Genomic DNA, 17,662 nt, shown 5'->3' with positions numbered 1-17,662 from the left:
TCATGAATTATTTAGCGATTTTTGCGAAGTATTCAAGAGTACGTACAAGTTGTGCAGTGTATGACATTTCGTTGTCGTACCATGATACAACTTTAACCAATTGTTTGCCGTCAACATCAAGAACTTTAGTTTGAGTTGCGTCGAACAATGAACCGTAAGCCATACCTACGATATCTGAAGATACGATTGGATCTTCAGTGTATCCGTATGATTCGTTAGCTGCTGCTTTCATAGCTGCGTTTACTTCATCAACAGTAACGTTCTTTTCAAGAACTGCTACCAATTCAGTAACTGATCCAGTTGGAGTTGGAACGCGTTGTGCAGATCCGTCCAATTTACCATTCAATTCTGGGATTACAAGACCGATAGCTTTAGCAGCACCAGTTGAGTTAGGAACGATGTTTGCAGCACCAGCACGAGCACGGCGAAGGTCACCACCACGGTGTGGTCCGTCAAGGATCATTTGGTCACCAGTGTAAGCGTGGATAGTAGTCATCAATCCTTCAACAACACCGAAGTTGTCTTGAAGAGCTTTAGCCATTGGAGCCAAGCAGTTTGTAGTACATGAAGCACCTGAGATAACTGTTTCAGTACCGTCAAGAACGTCGTGGTTAGTGTTAAATACAACTGTTTTAACGTCGTTTCCACCAGGAGCAGTGATAACAACTTTCTTAGCTCCACCTTTAAGGTGTTTTTCAGCTGCATCTTTCTTAGCAAAGAAACCAGTTGCTTCAAGAACGATTTCTACACCGTCAGTAGCCCAGTCGATTTGTTCTGGATCACGTTCAGCAGAAACTTTAACGAATTTACCGTTAACTTCGAATCCACCTTCTTTAACTTCTACAGTACCGTCGAAACGACCTTGAGTTGTGTCGTATTTCAACAAGTGAGCAAGCATAACTGGATCTGTAAGGTCGTTGATGCGAGTAACTTCAACACCTTCTACGTTTTGGATACGGCGGAAAGCAAGACGACCGATACGGCCGAAACCGTTAATACCAACTTTAACTACCATTAGTGATTTCCTCCTTATGAAAATCATGAAATTTTTATTGTGAAAAGAGTAACTTGAATCACTACAAATCACCTTTCAACGAACCTATTATATAACTATTTGAGCTTAATTGCAAGTGCTGACCTTGATTTTCTATGTCAGTTTCTTTTTGATAGGATGCCTCTGTAATTTCTTTCTCTACTCATAGCGTAAGGATTCCACTGGATCCATTTTGCTAATCTTACGTGCTGGGAAGAAGGCAGAAATATAGCCAAGAAACAAAGCAAAAACCAAAGTCCCTAAAATAGAGAGAAGATTTAATTCAAAAACTTTAGAGATTGATGGATAGAAATGGTGAACAATAACATTCGCTAGACTGCCTATCCCTTGAGCAATGATGAAAGCTATAAACAAGGCAATTCCTACAATCCAAAGAGCTTCGTAGATAAAGATTCCTTTCACATCTCTATTTTGATAGCCAACAGCCTTCATGACACCGATTTCCTTAGAACGTTGCATGATATTGATATAAATGATGATGCCTATCATAACTGCTGCCACCACAATCGCTTGTGAAGAAAGCACAATCAGTAATCCCTGGATGACACGAATAAAGGTAATCACAATATCAAGAACAGCCTGTTGAGAGAGAACTGTATACTTCTTATTTTTCTGCAATTCTTCTGTTACTGTTTTCGTACGAGATGGGTCTTTAAGCTCCAAAATAAAATAGGATACGGCCTTTGTGAATTCAGCTTCTTTTAAAATCGTTTCTATCTGCTTGGATGCCATAAAACTATTACTATCTTCTGTATCATCTTCGTCATTGATGACACGCACAATATGAGTCTGAAAACCTGCCAACTTGCTACCTTCAGCAGCATTTTCTACAATGGTTGCCGATACTGGTTTACCAATCACATCACTAGCCGTCAGATTGTTCCCGGTTTGTTCATTCCAATTTTTGAGCAAACTCATCGGAATCGTCAATCCCTGCTCGTTAACATCCGTATAAAGAGAGCCTGCTAGCACTTTTTCTTTTTCATTGCTACTAACAGAAATACTTGTATCTTCATATAAACTCACGATTTGAGCATAAGAAGGCAGGGCTTGGCTAAAATCCACTTCGTGTCCGTCTATGCTGATCTTTGACATGGTCATACCAAAAGGACTCTCTAGATATTTAATATTTTCTTTCCCAATCGTATCTGTGATGTAGTTCTTATCATCTTGGTTTAGAAAACCTCTTCCAGCAACACTAGAATTCAGTGCAATCTGAACTTGGGAAGGAAGCTTGCCCCCGTTGGTATTTTCATCAATCATCGAAATCAAGGCATTTCCTAAACCAAAAGAAATCAACACGCCTACAAAACCAATCGAGGTTGCTACTGCAATCAACAAGTTACGCCACTTTCTTTCCATAAAGTTACTTAAAGAAAGCTTGAATTTATTTTTAAAGGATAATCCTTTATTTTTTGACTTCTTCAACGACTTCACCATCCTTCATTTTGATAATCACATCTGCATACTCAGCAACCTCCGGGTTATGAGTAACAATCAGAACTGTTTTCCCAGCTTGGGCCAAATTTTTGAACACTTCCAAAACCATCTCCTGAGATTGAGAATCGAGTGACCCAGTTGGCTCATCAGCTACAATCATATCTGGTTGATTGACCAAAGCACGTGCAATGGCTACACGTTGCTTTTGCCCACCAGAAAGCTGTTTTACATTCTTAGCCATAAAAGGCTCCATCCCTAGACTATGAAGTTGCTCCTGAGCGATCCTTGTCATTTCTTTATCGGATAAATCTTTGACATAGAGAGGCAACTTAACATTGTCCAAAACAGACTGGTGAGGAATGAGATTGAAGTTTTGAAAGACAAATCCAATATTATCTTTACGGAATTGAGTTAATTCAATCTCCGATAGTTCTCTGAGAGACTCCCCTTTAAAAGCTAAAATTCCCTCATACTCTCTATCAAGACCACTGATAATATTCAATAGACTGGTTTTGCCACAGCCTGACGGACCATAAATCGCTGTAATTTTTCCTTCTGCAATCTGTAGATTAATATTTCTTAGAGCCTGCTCTTTATGTTTGCCGTCCAAAGCGTAAAATTTTGAAATATTTTTCATGGATAAAATAGACATTATAATCTCCTTTAATCACTTGTGTTATCGTGTACCGATACAAACTACAATAAACAATGCTAATATAAATTAATCTAACAGAATCAGATTCAAAAAAATTCCTTCTTTTTTCGAATCCATTGTAACAAAAAAGTGACATTTCCCCAATGACAGAAATGTCACTCCTATAAAGCATTTAAAGATATCTTTCTAGATCCTCGGCCCATTCATTATCTAAACTAATGAGTAACTGCTCATTACCAAACATCCTTGCCATCATTTTTGCTTCTTCATACTTTTGTTTGGCTGTTTCATAATCCGTCTGAATATAATATTTCCACTCCACCATCAAGACAATCGGTTGTTTTTGAAAATCTCGTGTTTTTTCAGCAATCCAATTGAGTTTTTCCACCGCCAACTTAAATAACTCTAGGTTGTTAAGCAGTTCACAACTACCTAATCCTGCAAATAATACGTCTCGAACTAGAAATAAATCTTCGGTATTACTTTTCTCTACTTTATCACAAACCTTTTGAAACATTGATTGAAGTTTTATCTGCTCGCTAATAGATAAGTATCCTTTTTTTATATTTTCTAAATAACTACATAAAAAATACAATCGAATTTTCAAAAGGTCTGAAAACGAAAACTCACTTTGATTACAAAGTTCGTCCAAATACTCATCTACTAGCGCAAGCCCATACTGTTCATCATCAGTCGCTCTCACTGCATCTATGGCTTGAAGACAATCCACTATCACTTTCTCATCACGTGGTAAATCATCATAAAAACTCTCAAAAATCTCATCAAAATATTCTTCCTTTTGTTCCTGCAACTCTTTGTCTCCATAGTCAGGATGATGAAGAAGAAAGTACTTTAATTCTTGGTAACGCTTGGGTAATTCCTTATAGTCTGGCATCAAGACATACGATGGAATACCTAGCCTATCCGCAATATATTCCAGTGTTTTTATCGTAGGACGAAATTCTCCTTTTTCAATGCGGACCAACTGACGAACGGACAACTCTGACTCATCCCCACAAAAAACTGGACGACTAAGACCTTTCTCCTCTCTAAGGATTCGTACCTTCTCTCCTAATTCATTCACTTCTCTTTACCTCTAGGATCATTCCAAAAACTTTGATACTCAAACAAATATATGCATTTATTATAACATTTTATCAAAAAATGTACAAAAAGAGACATTCCCTATAACAGAAATGTCACTCCTATAAACCCTTTAACGATATCTTTCTAGATCCTCGGCCCATTCATTATCTAAACTAACAATTAACTTCTCATTGCCAAACATCCTTGCCATCATTTTTGCTTCTTCATACTTTTGTTTGGCTGTTTCATAATCCGTCTGAATATAATATTTCCACTCCACCATCAAGACAATCGGTTGTTTTTGAAAATCTCGTGTTTTCTGTCCTATTCTATTTAAGGTCTCAACTGCTCTCTTAAAATAATGAAATAGCCCCATAATCTCTATACAAGTTAAAGAAGCTAACAAGGAGTCTCTAAGTAAGTCCAAACAATCGAACTCTATCTTATCAACCTGAGAACTTAATTTATCATGAAAATAAAGAATAGTTTCATGCTCAGACTTTTTTATCTCACCCTCGTTTAAACCATCCATTAACTTACATACAAAATACAGCCTCAATTTCAATAAATCCTCAGCCTTATATACATCTCTGGATAGTAAATCTTGTAAACCATTCTCAAGCACACTATCACCATACAAGGAATTACCAGTCGCTCTCACTGCATCTATAGCTTGAAGACAATCCACTAGCACTTTCTCATCATGTGGCAAACCATCATAAAAATATTCAAAAATCTCATCAAAATATTCTTCCTTCTGTTCCTGCAACTCTTTGTCGCCGTAGTCAGGATGATGAAGAAGAAAGTACTTTAATTCTTGGTAACGCTTGGGTAATTCCTTATAGTCTGGCATCAAGACATAAGATGGAATACCTAGTGTATTCGCTATATATTCTAGTGTTTTTATCGTAGGACGAAATTCTCCTTTTTCGATGCGGACCAACTGACGGACTGACAATTCTGACTCATCCCCACAAAAAACTGGACGACTAAGACCTTTCTCCTCTCTAAGGATTCGTACCTTCTCTCCTAATTCATTCACTTGTCCCATGTCTTCCTCACAATGCCATAAAAATGTTTGATTTTCAAATAAATATATACGCTTATTATACCATTTTTCAAAAAAATGTACAAAAAAGAGACAGGATTTCTCCTGTCTCTAGGCTGATAAACGATTATTTACGACGTCCTGGACGTTCTGCATAACCATAGTAAGCATCTGCCATGATTTCTTCCATGTCAGCTACCATTGGCAAGCGAGGGTTAGCAGGTGAACATTGGTCTTCATAAGCAAGCAAGGCAATTTCATGCAAGCTGTCTTTCCAAGCTTTTTCATCAATCCCTTGATCCTTGAAGTTCATCTTGATACCTACTGCAACACCAAGTTCGTAAACAGCTTTAGCGTATGCTTCAACTGCTTCTTCTGGAGTTGAGTGAGGCAAGCCAAGCATTTTCGCGATGTCTTGGAATTTCTCATCAGCTTTCCAGTAGTTGTATTTAGGCCATGTAGTCGTCTTAGATGGACGAGTTCCGTTGTAACGGATAACGTATGGAAGCAAGATTGCGTTTGTACGTCCGTGAACAGTATGGTGAACACCACCGATCTTGTGGGCCATTGAGTGGCTCATACCAAGGAAGGCATTGGCGAAGGCCATACCAGCCATTGTAGACGCATTATGCATTTTTTCACGTGCTTCTGGGTCAGCTGTCTTAACAGATTTTTCCAACCATTCAAAGACAAGTTTGATTGTTTGAAGCGCAATACCGTCTGTGTAGTCGTTGGCAAAGTTTGAAGTGTAAGCTTCAGTAGCGTGAGTCAAGACGTCCATACCAGTGTCAGCTGCGATGAAGTCTGGAACTGATTCAACCAAAGCAGGATCAACAATCGCAATCGTTGGTGTCAATGAGTAGTCAGCCAATGGGTATTTGCGGTTGTTTTTCTTGTCAGAGATAACGGCAAATGGTGTTACTTCTGAACCTGTACCTGAAGTTGTTGGGATACCGATGTACTTCGCTTTCTTACCAAGTGATGGGAAGCGGAAGGCACGTTTACGGATATCCATGAATTTTTGAACCAAGTCACGGAAGTCGATTTCTGGTTGTTCGTAGAAGAGCCACATCACTTTCGCAGCGTCCATTGGAGAACCACCACCAAGAGCGATAATTGTATCTGGTTCAAATGCTTTCATCACTTCAGCACCACGTTCTACAGTTGTGATGTCTGGATCTGGTTCAACATCTGAGAAGACTTGAATAGTTACACGGTTGCTACGTGCGTTCAATTGATCAATAACACGTTGAACAAAGCCAAGTTTTTCGATAGATTTGTCTGTAACAATCAGAACGCGCTCAATATCTTCACATGTTTGAAGATATTGGATAGAGTTGCGTTCGAAGTAAATTTTTGAAGGAACTTTAAACCATTGCATATTATTTCTACGTTTCCCTACTTTCTTGATGTTTAGAAGGTTAATAGCGCTCACGTTATCACCAACTGAGTTGCGTCCGTATGAACCACATCCAAGTGTCAATGATGGGATGAAGGCATTGTAAACATCACCAATACCACCGAAAGTAGATGGAGAGTTCCAGATAATACGCATAGCTTTGATTTCTGTACCAAAGCGTTTAGCAAGCTCTTCGTCTTTTGTATGGATAGCTGCTGAGTGACCAAGTCCGTTAAACTCAACCATTTGACGAGCTTTTGTAAGACCATCTTCTGTGTCTTCAGCTTTTAGGACAGCAATAACTGGTGACAATTTCTCACGAGTCAATGGTTCTTTTGGTCCTACTTCTGCACATTCTGCAGCCAAGATGTTTGTTCCTTCTGGAACGCTGAATCCTGCTTGTTCTGCAATCCATGTTGCTGGTTTACCAACGATGTTGGCATTTAGTTTAGCACCAGCACAGTTTTTGCTGTTTGCTTTCACACCGAAACAGAATTCTTCAAGAAGGGCTTTTTCTTTTTTGTTTACAAAGTAAGTGTGGTATGATTTGAATTCTTCTACAAATTCGTCATACACTTCTTTATCAATGATAACCGCTTGCTCTGATGCACAGACCATACCATTATCAAATGATTTAGACATAACGATGTCATGGGCAGCTTGACGAAGGTCGGCAGATTTTTCTACATAGGCTGGAACGTTTCCGGCACCTACCCCAAGAGCTGGCTTCCCACATGAGTAAGCAGCCTTAACCATGGCATTACCACCAGTTGCAAGGATAGTCGCAATACCTTCGTGGTTCATAAGCGCTCCAGTTGCCTCCATAGATGGCTCTGTAATCCATTGAACACAGTTTTCAGGAGCTCCAGCTGCGATTGCCGCATCACGAACGATTTGTGCTGCATGGGCAGAAGATTCTTGAGCTGATGGGTGGAAGGCAAACACGATTGGATTACGTGTTTTCAAAGCAATCAATGATTTGAAAATTGCTGTTGATGTTGGGTTTGTTGTTGGAGTGACACCACACACAACACCGACAGGTTCTGCAATCTTAGTCAATCCTGTAACGGGATCATCTTCGATAACTCCGACAGTTTTAACTCCGCGCATGTTATTCACAACATGTTCACAGGCAAAAAGGTTTTTTGTCGCCTTATCTTCAAATACACCACGACCAGTTTCTTCAATTGCGTGTTGTGCTAGGATACCGTGCGCATCAAGAGCTGCAACCGAAGCTTTCGCTACGATGTAGTCAACTTGTTCTTGGTTCAACTTGCGCATTTCATCAAGCGCAACCAAAGCTTTTTGTACTAGTCCGTCTACATGCTTTTCAGCAGCGAGTTGTTTTTGCTCAGGTGTTACAGTTTTTTTATCAGCCATATTTTCCTCCATAGCCTTAAAGGATTTAAACCCTTTGTTAATTTTTTCACAAGTTTATTATAACTCTTTTTTCAGACTTTGTAAACAGTTTCATGTAGATTTCACAAAGAAATTTTATTCATTTGTGAATTTATTATCAATATCGCGGTGCTACGGGATTTTACTCTAATGATTGTGAAATTAGAATAAAAATATTTTTATTTCACAAACTTTTTCTACATTGAGGGGTCTTCTCTAACAAGCATTCTGGTAAGCGCTTTCTTTTTCGTCTGTAAGAATACCCCCTAATCAGGAGGTTATTGTTTTTGTTGGAAAACGCCTTGTTTAAAGCTTCCTTCATAGACAACTTCTTGCTCGGTTGTCAATTTCCCTTGACCTTCGGCCTGGCCGTTTACAAAATCGCCTTCGTATTTCCAGCCAGATTTGGACTGGAAGGTTCCTTTACCATTGAAAGCCCCATTATTGAACTCTCCTGTGTATTGGTCCCCGTTTTCAAAAGTCATAGTCCCCTGACCATTCATCTTTCCTCTTACCAAGGTTCCATCATAAACAAGCGCACCATTGTCAAGTATCAGTACTCCTTTTTTTGGTATGTTTAGTAGAAAAACTGATACGGCACAGATAGCGATTAGAAGAACGGTTGCAATCTCTATACGCGAGCGAGTTAGATATACTCGATATTTTTCGAAGATTTCTTTAAACTTTTCCATTGTCATTCTCATTTTCTAAACGGTCTAACCAGCTTTGGCATCCACTTGTGATGCGTGCATAGGTTTCCTCAAAATCTCCTGTGTACCATGGATCTGGAACACTTTCAGATGCAAAAGCATAAATCTTGTGCTCTTGTTCCTGAGGACACATTTGACGCAAATCTGCAACGTTTGAAGCATCCATACCGATAATATAATCAAACGACTCAAAGTCTTCTCTGCCAATCTGAAGCGATGTTTTGTCTTTGTCATAAGGAATCTGATACTGCTGGAAAATCCCTTGCGTTCCCTTATGAATCGGATTGCCATGTTCCCAAGACGAAGTTGCACGACTCTCAACTTGATAATCACTCGTCATGGACTTCATCACAAACTCTGCCATAGGACTGCGACAGATATTTCCTAAGCACACAAATACTATTTTTTTCATCCCTTTTCCTCTCATATCATAGAAAAACGGGAGTGATAGGATCCCGTTTTATTCTTCGATTGCTCCACTTTCGTCGATAACTGCTCCTTCTGGTGTCACAGCTTCTTTGAGGGGCAACACTGTCTTGATAGCAGCTAATTCAAAAGTCAAATAAACACCATCTACGTCCAGTACGATTGTTCGTTTCTCAGTATCTACTTCATCCACTGTTCCGTAGAGTCCACCGATTGTGATCACTTCATAGCCTTTTTGAAGCTTGTTCAAGCTTTCCATACGCTTTTGTGCTTGTTTCTTTTGAGAACGTTGCATAAAGAACATCAAGGCAAACATACCTACAAGCATGATCACAAATGTTAAATTTGGACTAATATTTTCCATAGTATTTTCTCCTTTGTATTTTACATAGGACTACTATATCAAATTTCAGCTACTTTTACAAGGTTGTGCCTTGTTTTTATGGTTATAAAAAATCAGAGTTTTCACTCTGATTTCTGCGATTATTTCAAGTTTTGAACGACTTTGACTAGATTCTCAACTGTAAATCCATACTCTGCCAATACTTTTGGTGCTGGGGCAGATGCTCCAAAGGTATCAATACCGAGAACTGCTCCATCAAGACCAACATATTTGTACCAGTTTTGGGTTGCTCCCATTTCGACTGCAACGCGACGACGAACTGCATTTGGAAGGATTTCTTCTTTATAAGCTGCGTCTTGTGCGTCAAAGACATCTGTAGATGGCATGCTGACTACGCGGACTTTTGCACCTTGACCAGCCAATTCTTTGGCAGCTGCGACAGCGAGATTTACCTCAGAACCTGTTGCAATCAAGATAGTGTCAAAGTCAGCTGCATTTTCATAGACAACATAGGCACCTTTAGCAACCTTGCCAAAGTCTGTTCCCTCTTCAACAGTCAAGTTTTGACGTGTCAAGACAAGGGCAGTTGGTGTCTTTTCGCTTGTCACTGCAAGGTACCAAGCTGCTTGAGTTTCACGCGCATCTGCTGGGCGGAAAACATTGAGATTTGGCATAGCACGAAGACCTGCTAGGTGTTCAACTGGTTCATGAGTTGGACCATCTTCACCAACCGCAATAGAGTCATGGGTGAAGACATAAGTCACAGGAAGTCCTTGCAATGCTGACAAACGGACAGCTGCTTTCACATAGTCAGAGAAGACAAAGAAAGTACCACCGTATACACGAAGTCCACCATGAAGGGCCATCCCGTTCAAAATCGTTCCCATTGCAAATTCACGAACACCAAACTGAATGTTGCGGTTCAAGCGATTGGCATCATCTTGAAGTCCGTCAGTCTTGATATAAGTCATGTTTGAGTGAGCGAGGTCAGCGGATCCACCTAAGAAAGTTGGTAACTTGGCAGCTACAACATTCAAAGCATCTTGGCTTGAATTACGAGTTGCTTGAGAGAAGCCGTTTTCTAAGGCTGGGAAGTCTGCTGGAGTTACCTCAACTGGGTCGCGTCCGTCGATGATGGCTTCGACTTCTGCAGCCAGTTCGGGATGAGCTTCTTTATAATCAGCAACTAGTTTTGTCCAAGCTTGATAAGCTGATGCGCCACGATCTGCAACATTTTCTTTGAAATCAGCGTAAACTTGCTCTGGGATTTCAAATGGTTCATAGTCCCAACCGAGAGCTTGGCGAGTAGCCACAGTTTCATCTGCTCCAAGAGGAGCACCGTGTACCGCATTCGTTCCTTGTTTATTTGGAGAACCGTATCCAATAACAGTCTTCACTTCAATCAAAGATGGTTTTCCTGAAGCTTTAGCTGCTTCGATAGCAGCATGGATTGCTTCCAAGTCTGTTCCATCTTCAACCAAGGCTGTATGCCAACCGTAGGCATTGTAGCGGTCACGAACACTTTCAGTAAAGGAATCCTTTGTTTCACCATCCAAGTTAATGTCATTTGAATCATAAAGAACAACCAACTTGTCGAGTTTTTGCAAACCTGCGTATGAAGCTGCCTCGCTTGAAACACCTTCCATCAAATCTCCGTCACCACAGATCACATAAGTATAGTGGTCAAAGATATTGAAGCCCTCGCGGTTATACTTCGCTGCAAGGAATCGTTCTGCTTGGGCAAAACCAGTGGCAGTCGAAATCCCTTGTCCTAGAGGACCAGTTGTAGCATCAACCCCTGCAGTATGGCCAAATTCTGGGTGACCTGGTGTTTTGGAACCCCATTGACGGAAGTTCTTGACCTCATCCATGCTAACATCTTCAAAACCAGAAAGGTGAAGAAGGGCATAGAGAAGCATAGAACCGTGACCTGCTGAGAGGATAAAGCGATCACGGTTGATCCAGTTTGGTTGTGCAGGATTGATACGAAGTTGCTTTGTAAAGAGGCTATAGGCCATAGGAGCAGCCCCCATAACCACCCCTGGGTGACCTGAGTTGGCTTTGTTGATAGCGTCAATTCCTAGGAAACGAATTGCATTAACAGATAGATTTGACATAGAATTTCCTTTCTCTTTGAGGTGATTAATGAATCACACATCCTATTTTACTATTATATGAAAAAATGTATAGAATAGCAATAAAACAATTTGCGTTCATCTATCACATTTGATTTGTCTATCCCCTCGTCACTTCATAGTACGGGAGCAAGCGAGTATAAGCGTCTTCTAGCTTCTCCAATATCGCTTTTACTGACTGATTTGCAATGAAGGAAACATCTGCCTTAACCAAAACTTTACGGACTTCCTGATTGCGCACCTTCTCGCGTAAGAGCAGACGGTTTTCTTCATTAGCTTCTACCTTTTGACTTTGACCATCGGTATATGCTAGATAATAGATTCCTTCTACTGGTGGAATATCTAAAATCTTGGCTTGTTTGCTCAGCGTCTGCTCATCCTTCTTGCGCTCGATGAAACTGACTTCTAAGGAAATCCCAAAATCTGAGGTTTCGCCATACAAACGCAAGGCTAACATGGGTTCTGTTACCTGCCCCTCTCTCTGTAGATAGGCCCAGAAATGCGGTCGCAAACGCTGCGCTTGATTCATCCACTGACTAGTCTGTTGCAATTGCCATTCGGGATGACTTGCTTGGAAGGTCTTGACCAGGTTTGTAAAAGCCTTACGAGCCTCCTGCCCTTTGTGGCGTAATTCCAGCATCTTCTCTCGCTCATCTCCAGACTTATCTGGATTACGATACTGGATTCCTGCAAATGATAGGTATTCTCTAACTGCTTTCAGCATATCTGAATCTTTCCTTTCCTAGCAAAAAATCAGGATGAACCTGATTTTGCTTTGCTTATTCTGCATCTACGACAACATAGCGATTTGGCTCGTCACCTTCAGAGTAACTCGTCACGCCATCCATGCGTGAAATAATGCGATGGATTATCTTGCGTTCGCTATTTGACATTGGATCAGTTTGTTGACTACGCCCTTCCTCTAAAACGCGAGTCGCCAATTTTTGAGCGTAGGTTTGCAAGACTTCTGCACGGTGTTCAACATAATCATTGACATTAATCGTAATGTAGAACGTTCTTGAATAGCGATTGTAAAGATAATTTTGTGCCAAGAGTTGAAGGGCCTTCAAGACTTTTCCATGATAGCCGATAATACGGCCTGGTTCGTTGGTGTCAATTTGAAGATTGATGGTACGACGATTGTAGTCGCTCGAAATCGTTCCTTCAACATCCATATCATCCACAATGGTTTGAACGTAGTTAGCTACTTCTGTTGCCACTTGTTCGGTATCATAACTTGGCTCTACTTTTAAGCCCAAATCTTCCAACGATTGGCTCGCTACTTCTTGCGTTTCAGCTTCTTTTTCTGGAGCAGGCTTAACTTCCTCAGTAGCATCTTCTACTTGCAGTTCATTTAAAATTGAAATATGACCTGTTTCTTCCAAAATCGTGCTGGCATGTTTTTCATTTTTCAGGATTTCAGCCTTGACCTCTTCAGAGACACCTTGACCTTCTTCTTCAATTTTCTTGATGGCTTCAACCACATATCCCAAATCAACAGTCGCTTCGCTGACGGTTTTCACTGGCTCATTCTTTTCATTGACTTCTTTTGGAACACCTTTGACAGCCTGTTGATTGGCTTTAATCACTGTTGTTTCACTGATTGCTTCGATATCAACTTGAGCTGGCTTCTTACCAAACAAGCCCAAGAAACCTTTTTTCTCTTTTGAAACGACCTTGATGTGGGCCTTCATTCTTGAAATATTTAATTCTTTCAACCCTTTTTGGATTGCTTCTTCAACCGTTGAACCTGTAAATAATACCATTACCAGATTCCTCCTTATTTTTTCTTTTTCTGTGCTTTCTTCAAGGCTCTTCTCTTCTTGCCTTCTAAATCTCTTTCTGCTTGGACTACTGCTTCTCTTTCAGCAATAATCTTGAAAGGATTGTTCAAGAAATAGGTTTGCAAAACTTGATAAGCATTGGATACAGCCCAGTACAAGGCAACTCCACTAGGTGCAGAGATGGCAAAGATAAAGATCAGTACCGGCATCCCGTACATCATCCCTGTCATAGCTCCACTTCTTTCAGGCAAGGCCTTATTTGATAACCAACTGCTCAAGAAGGTAAAGACTGCCGCCAAAATCGGAAGGATAAAGCTTGTGTCTACTCCCCCTAGGTTCACCCATAAGAAGTGCCCTGTTTTTAAAAATTCCACTCGACTCAAGGCTTGGAACAAAGCCAAGAGGACCGGCATTTGTATTAGAATCGGCCAAATAGAGGACGAATGTTTGACTCCCAATTCTTTATAGACCTTCCGCATCTCCTGGTCTAGCTTGGTTCTACTTTCCATATCACGACCCGGATATTGTTCTTGCAGAGCCTTGATGCGTGGTTGAGCCTCTTGCATTTTTCTAGAGGCAACCATCTGAGTCTGAAAGACTGGTAATAGAATCGTACGAATCAGGATTGTAAAGAGGATAATCCCCACTCCGATACTAATGTCAAAGGACAAAAAGCGGATAATTTCAGCAAAAAAGTAGACAAATTTGCTCCAAAGATCTGTCGAATCTGCCGTTATATCGCTAGCTGTACCATTTGTTGCACAGGCCGTCATGATAAACAAGGACAGACCCAACAAACTAGTCAACTGTAGTTTCTTTTTCACTCCCATTTCCTTCCTGGTATATCTTTGATAACTTTAATACGTGGAGTAGATTTTTCTCCATCTCTGCATATTCCAAGGTTTCCACCCCTTTTCGAGCAATCACAACAAAATCGACATGATCTACCAGACTCCCCTTTGCATTTTGTATGATATGTCGGATTCGTCTCTTAATTTGATTTCTGGTAACTGCATTCCCCAGTTTTTTACTAACGGACAGTCCTACTCGAAAATGGTTTTGCTGGTTTTCCAATTGGTAGACAACAAATTTTCGATTGGCAAAACTTGTCCCTTCCTTGAAAATTGCCTTAAAATCTTTCTCTCTTTTTACACGAAAGTTTTTCTTCAAAACTCAACTCCATCTATTAAATTACTACTATTATACCATATTTTTCCAAAAAGCCAATAACAGCAAGGTTTTAGAGATTTTCTCCATAAAAAAAGGTGGGAAACTACGTTTTCCGACCTTCTTTTCTTCTATTCTTTGCTCAATAAAATGTTAAACAGCTTATTTTTTCAAGCGTTCCACATCACGCGCAATCACTAATTCTTCATCAGTTGGGATAACCAAGACACGAACAGATGCTGCATCTGTTGAGATATCTCCAGTTACGCCAAAGACGTTCTTCTCTGAATCTACATCACATCCAAACCAAGAGATGCCTGAAATAACATCACGACGGAAATTTACTGCATTTTCACCAACACCTGCTGTAAAGATGATTGCGTCTGCTCCGTTTAGGACAGCAAGGTATTGACCGATATGTTTTTGGATACGGTCAACATAGATTTCATAAGCCAATTTCGCATCGTGGTTACCTTCTGCTACAGCCGCTTCGATATCACGCATATCACTTGACTTGCCTGAAACACCCATGAGTCCTGATTCACGATTGAGAATACGACTGATATCTTCTGGCGTGTTGAAGTCCTCAGTATACTGCATCAAATAAGGGATGATAGCTGGGTCAATATCTCCTGTACGAGTTCCCATCATCACTCCACCAAGTGGTGTGAAGCCCATAGAAGTGTCAACCGAACGACCGCCCTTAACTGCCGTAATCGAAACACCATTACCGATGTGGCAGGTAATCAATTTCAAATCTTCTAGAGGGCGTCCCAAAAGTTTTGCTGCTTCTCCAGCTACAAACTGATGACTTGTCCCGTGGGCTCCGTATTTACGAACCTTGTTCTCTGTGTAGTATTTAGTTGGTAGAGGATAGCGGTAAGCCTTCTCTGGCATGGTTGTGTGGAATGAGGTATCAAATACAACAACGCTGGTAATATCCGGAAGCAATTCCTTGAATGCACGAATTCCTGCTGCGTTGGCTGGATTGTGGAGAGGAGCCAAAAGTCCCAACTCTTCGACTTTCTCTAAAACATCGCCCTCAACGACCGTTGATTCCTTGAAGTATTCACCACCAGCTACAACGCGGTGTCCAACACCTGTAATCTCATCATAAGATTTGATGATATCGAAACGAATCAAATCATCCAATAAAATTTTAACGGCTTGTGTGTGATCGTCAATATCAAGAATTTGTTTTTCAGAACGGTCGTCAAATTTTACAGTTGAGATTGAATCCTTCAAGCCAATACGTTCAATCAAGCCTTTCGCCAATACAGTTTCTTCTGGCATTTGGTATAGTTGCCATTTCAAACTCGAACTTCCAGCATTGATTGCAATTGTTTTTGTCATAAGATGATACCCCTTTTAAGCGTTTTCATCTATTATAACAAAATCTACCTTATATTTCAGTACCTTTGCTCCAATTTTGAAAATTTTCTTTAAAGGTCAACAATACTGACGGATCTTGCAGACTTGTTAGAGGATAGACAAAAGGTTCTGTTTCCTTGTCTCTTTTCTTTTGTAAGACAAAAATACTCTTGGCCTGACTGGCCGTTGAAAAAATATCCTCTGGTAAGGCGATGATAGCAGCCAGACTCACTTCGTCTTTGAGCCAATCTTTTAACAAATCACTTTGAGGACTGGTCAACAAATCACTCGGAGCCATAAAAATAGCATAGCCATCTGACTTGAGGTACTTAAGACCTTGTTCCATCAGCAAATGATGGGCATAGGTATGTTCTTGACTAGAAGCCACTTGATAGCGTGAAGCGATGGCATCGTCTGGGTAATAGCCGACAGGCAAATCGCTGATGACCACATCGCTTTCTTTAAGCATTTGCGGTCGAACGGCATCACCTTGAACAAAACCTGCCTGCAAACCAATCACATCTGCCATACTGGCTGCCAGATCAATTAGCAAATCATCCACTTCGACTCCCAAGTAATCCACTTTTTTAGCAAGAGAAGTCAAGAAGGTAGCCCCCAGAATCCCCATGCCAGAACCCATTTCGAGGATGCTAATTTCCTCTTTATGAAGCAACTCTTCCACAATAAGTACCAAGAGGAGGGCAATGGCATCCGGTGTAAACTGGTGATTGGCTTGTAAAGGCTCCGTTTGCCCTGCCTTCATCAAGAGAAACTGGTAGGTCTTGAGCCACTCTTCCTTGCGAAGTGCTAAGCGCCTAAGGGCTTGATTGTTCTCCTTGACCTGCTTTAGCTCAGTCTCGCCATCCAGATAAATGCTGTTTTGCTCTACCAAGGCGTCATAAAAGTTGGTCGCCAAATCACTTTGGATGATTTGGACATTCTCTAGTAAATACGTATAAGCTTGTTCAATTTTTTCAAAATCCATATTCCTATCTTATCAAAATTCCCCTATTTTTTCCATCTGAAGAGAAAAAATCACTGCTTTAGTGAGCGAGTGATTTTTGGGCTACAGTTAAAAAGAGCTCTGCGTAATTTCCTAGGAAAAGATCTTCAGCACTGTAAAGAATCTGACTGTCAATGCTCGAAAAACCAAACTGGGTTAGCTTGGTTTCTAGTTCAGCCAATTCAAATCCGTGGTGGTTGGTATCTGTCTTGACAAAATCAGCAATGAGGACCTGTCCATTCTCCCTAAGATGATGGTGAAACATGGCAAGAGTCGCATCTAGATCAGGCATATGATGAAGAACCCGACTGACAACAATCAGATCAAATTGCTGATCCAAGGGATTTGCCAGTAAATCCTGCTCCAAGAGTTGAAGATTCCTGATTTCTTGGTCCTCTGCTTTCAAACGGGCTTGCTCCAGCATTTTTTCCGAGATGTCTACAAGGGTAACCGACTGGGCTTGCTTAGCTAGAGGCAAGGCTAACAGACCCGTCCCACCACCAAAGTCCAGTATTGCCTTGTCTGATAGAAAATCAATCTGTTTTTCAATTGCTTGACAAACCAAGTTTGCGAGAAAGATATTTTTGGGCGAATCAAAGGTTTCTGCTTTGTGATTAAAATCGTGTTTCATGCTTTTAGTGTA

General features: G+C 40.6%; 17 protein-coding genes. All 17 read right to left on the bottom strand.

Annotated elements, in window-relative coordinates:
• Positions 1 to 7: 7 nt before the first annotated feature.
• The 17 genes from gap to SNAG_RS01210 all read right to left on the bottom strand — a co-directional run bounded on the left by gap (position 8) and on the right by SNAG_RS01210 (position 17,650).
• Entirely contained in the window at positions 8 to 1,015 is a 1,008-nt protein-coding gene (gene gap, locus SNAG_RS01290; protein ID WP_000260681.1) for a type I glyceraldehyde-3-phosphate dehydrogenase, read from the bottom strand.
• Positions 1,016 to 1,192: 177 nt separating this feature from the next.
• Positions 1,193 to 2,494: an ABC transporter permease gene (locus SNAG_RS01285; protein WP_172842375.1), complete on the bottom strand. Its 1,302-nt coding sequence runs from the start codon at positions 2,492 to 2,494 to the stop codon at positions 1,193 to 1,195.
• Complete coding sequence (locus tag SNAG_RS01280; RefSeq protein WP_096405941.1) at positions 2,463 to 3,146, bottom strand: ABC transporter ATP-binding protein; 684 nt, start codon at positions 3,144 to 3,146, stop codon at positions 2,463 to 2,465. Before SNAG_RS01280 ends, SNAG_RS01285 begins: the two co-directional genes overlap by 32 nt.
• A 175-nt stretch (positions 3,147 to 3,321) precedes the next feature.
• Positions 3,322 to 4,233, bottom strand: a complete 912-nt coding sequence (locus tag SNAG_RS01275; protein ID WP_096405939.1) for a helix-turn-helix domain-containing protein — start codon at positions 4,231 to 4,233, stop codon at positions 3,322 to 3,324.
• A gap of 132 nt (positions 4,234 to 4,365) precedes the next feature.
• On the bottom strand, positions 4,366 to 5,286 hold the full coding sequence (locus tag SNAG_RS01270) for a helix-turn-helix domain-containing protein (RefSeq protein WP_096405938.1): 921 nt from the start codon (positions 5,284 to 5,286) through the stop codon (positions 4,366 to 4,368).
• 124 nt (positions 5,287 to 5,410) lie between these two features.
• Complete coding sequence (gene adhE, locus SNAG_RS01265) at positions 5,411 to 8,062, bottom strand: bifunctional acetaldehyde-CoA/alcohol dehydrogenase (protein WP_096405936.1); 2,652 nt, start codon at positions 8,060 to 8,062, stop codon at positions 5,411 to 5,413.
• A gap of 296 nt (positions 8,063 to 8,358) precedes the next feature.
• Positions 8,359 to 8,772, bottom strand: coding sequence for an MORN repeat-containing protein (locus SNAG_RS01260; protein WP_096405935.1), 414 nt, complete (start codon positions 8,770 to 8,772; stop codon positions 8,359 to 8,361).
• On the bottom strand, positions 8,759 to 9,202 hold the full coding sequence (locus SNAG_RS01255) for a low molecular weight protein-tyrosine-phosphatase (RefSeq protein ID WP_096405933.1): 444 nt from the start codon (positions 9,200 to 9,202) through the stop codon (positions 8,759 to 8,761). The genes SNAG_RS01260 and SNAG_RS01255 overlap by 14 nt, the downstream gene beginning before the upstream one ends.
• Before the next feature lie 48 nt (positions 9,203 to 9,250).
• A complete protein-coding gene (gene yajC / locus SNAG_RS01250; RefSeq protein WP_025168480.1) occupies positions 9,251 to 9,571 on the bottom strand; it encodes a preprotein translocase subunit YajC in 321 nt (106 codons plus the stop codon).
• 128 nt (positions 9,572 to 9,699) lie between these two features.
• Positions 9,700 to 11,676, bottom strand: coding sequence for a transketolase (tkt, locus tag SNAG_RS01245; RefSeq protein WP_096405932.1), 1,977 nt, complete (start codon positions 11,674 to 11,676; stop codon positions 9,700 to 9,702).
• A 118-nt stretch (positions 11,677 to 11,794) separates the two neighbouring features.
• Positions 11,795 to 12,418: a ribonuclease P gene (locus SNAG_RS01240; protein WP_096405930.1), complete on the bottom strand. Its 624-nt coding sequence runs from the start codon at positions 12,416 to 12,418 to the stop codon at positions 11,795 to 11,797.
• A 55-nt stretch (positions 12,419 to 12,473) separates the two neighbouring features.
• Positions 12,474 to 13,460, bottom strand: a complete 987-nt coding sequence (gene jag / locus SNAG_RS01235) for an RNA-binding cell elongation regulator Jag/EloR (RefSeq protein ID WP_096405929.1) — start codon at positions 13,458 to 13,460, stop codon at positions 12,474 to 12,476.
• A 14-nt stretch (positions 13,461 to 13,474) separates the two neighbouring features.
• Positions 13,475 to 14,302, bottom strand: coding sequence for a YidC/Oxa1 family membrane protein insertase (locus SNAG_RS01230; protein ID WP_172842374.1), 828 nt, complete (start codon positions 14,300 to 14,302; stop codon positions 13,475 to 13,477).
• Positions 14,277 to 14,648: a ribonuclease P protein component gene (gene rnpA / locus SNAG_RS01225; RefSeq protein WP_000739254.1), complete on the bottom strand. Its 372-nt coding sequence runs from the start codon at positions 14,646 to 14,648 to the stop codon at positions 14,277 to 14,279. The genes SNAG_RS01230 and rnpA overlap by 26 nt, the downstream gene beginning before the upstream one ends.
• Positions 14,649 to 14,807: 159 nt before the next feature.
• A complete protein-coding gene (locus SNAG_RS01220) occupies positions 14,808 to 15,998 on the bottom strand; it encodes an acetate kinase (RefSeq protein WP_000167798.1) in 1,191 nt (396 codons plus the stop codon).
• A gap of 49 nt (positions 15,999 to 16,047) precedes the next feature.
• Positions 16,048 to 17,001 carry a class I SAM-dependent methyltransferase gene (locus tag SNAG_RS01215; RefSeq protein WP_096405925.1) on the bottom strand — a complete coding sequence of 318 codons (954 nt, stop codon included), beginning with the start codon at positions 16,999 to 17,001 and terminating at the stop codon, positions 16,048 to 16,050.
• Between the two features lie 58 nt (positions 17,002 to 17,059).
• A complete protein-coding gene (locus SNAG_RS01210) occupies positions 17,060 to 17,650 on the bottom strand; it encodes a class I SAM-dependent methyltransferase (protein WP_172842373.1) in 591 nt (196 codons plus the stop codon).
• Between the last annotated feature and the right edge of the window lie 12 nt (positions 17,651 to 17,662).

This window comes from Streptococcus sp. NPS 308, assembly GCF_002355895.1.
Classification (GTDB): Bacteria; Bacillota; Bacilli; order Lactobacillales; family Streptococcaceae; genus Streptococcus.
Note: the sequence above shows the minus strand (reverse complement) of the source record. Positions and strands in the feature narration are given on the sequence as shown.

What these genes read in the sequence shown, in the direction of transcription:
- gap (WP_000260681.1), bottom strand. Translation starts at nt 1,015, where the DNA reads ATGGTAGTTAAAGTTGGTATTAACGGTTTCGGCCGTATCGGTCGTCTT.
- SNAG_RS01285 (WP_172842375.1), bottom strand. Translation starts at nt 2,494, where the DNA reads ATGGTGAAGTCGTTGAAGAAGTCAAAAAATAAAGGATTATCCTTTAAA.
- SNAG_RS01280 (WP_096405941.1), bottom strand. Translation starts at nt 3,146, where the DNA reads ATGTCTATTTTATCCATGAAAAATATTTCAAAATTTTACGCTTTGGAC.
- SNAG_RS01270 (WP_096405938.1), bottom strand. Translation starts at nt 5,286, where the DNA reads ATGGGACAAGTGAATGAATTAGGAGAGAAGGTACGAATCCTTAGAGAG.
- adhE (WP_096405936.1), bottom strand. Translation starts at nt 8,062, where the DNA reads ATGGCTGATAAAAAAACTGTAACACCTGAGCAAAAACAACTCGCTGCT.
- SNAG_RS01260 (WP_096405935.1), bottom strand. Translation starts at nt 8,772, where the DNA reads ATGGAAAAGTTTAAAGAAATCTTCGAAAAATATCGAGTATATCTAACT.
- SNAG_RS01255 (WP_096405933.1), bottom strand. Translation starts at nt 9,202, where the DNA reads ATGAAAAAAATAGTATTTGTGTGCTTAGGAAATATCTGTCGCAGTCCT.
- tkt (WP_096405932.1), bottom strand. Translation starts at nt 11,676, where the DNA reads ATGTCAAATCTATCTGTTAATGCAATTCGTTTCCTAGGAATTGACGCT.
- SNAG_RS01240 (WP_096405930.1), bottom strand. Translation starts at nt 12,418, where the DNA reads ATGCTGAAAGCAGTTAGAGAATACCTATCATTTGCAGGAATCCAGTAT.
- jag (WP_096405929.1), bottom strand. Translation starts at nt 13,460, where the DNA reads ATGGTATTATTTACAGGTTCAACGGTTGAAGAAGCAATCCAAAAAGGG.
- SNAG_RS01220 (WP_000167798.1), bottom strand. Translation starts at nt 15,998, where the DNA reads ATGACAAAAACAATTGCAATCAATGCTGGAAGTTCGAGTTTGAAATGG.
- SNAG_RS01215 (WP_096405925.1), bottom strand. Translation starts at nt 17,001, where the DNA reads ATGGATTTTGAAAAAATTGAACAAGCTTATACGTATTTACTAGAGAAT.
- SNAG_RS01210 (WP_172842373.1), bottom strand. Translation starts at nt 17,650, where the DNA reads ATGAAACACGATTTTAATCACAAAGCAGAAACCTTTGATTCGCCCAAA.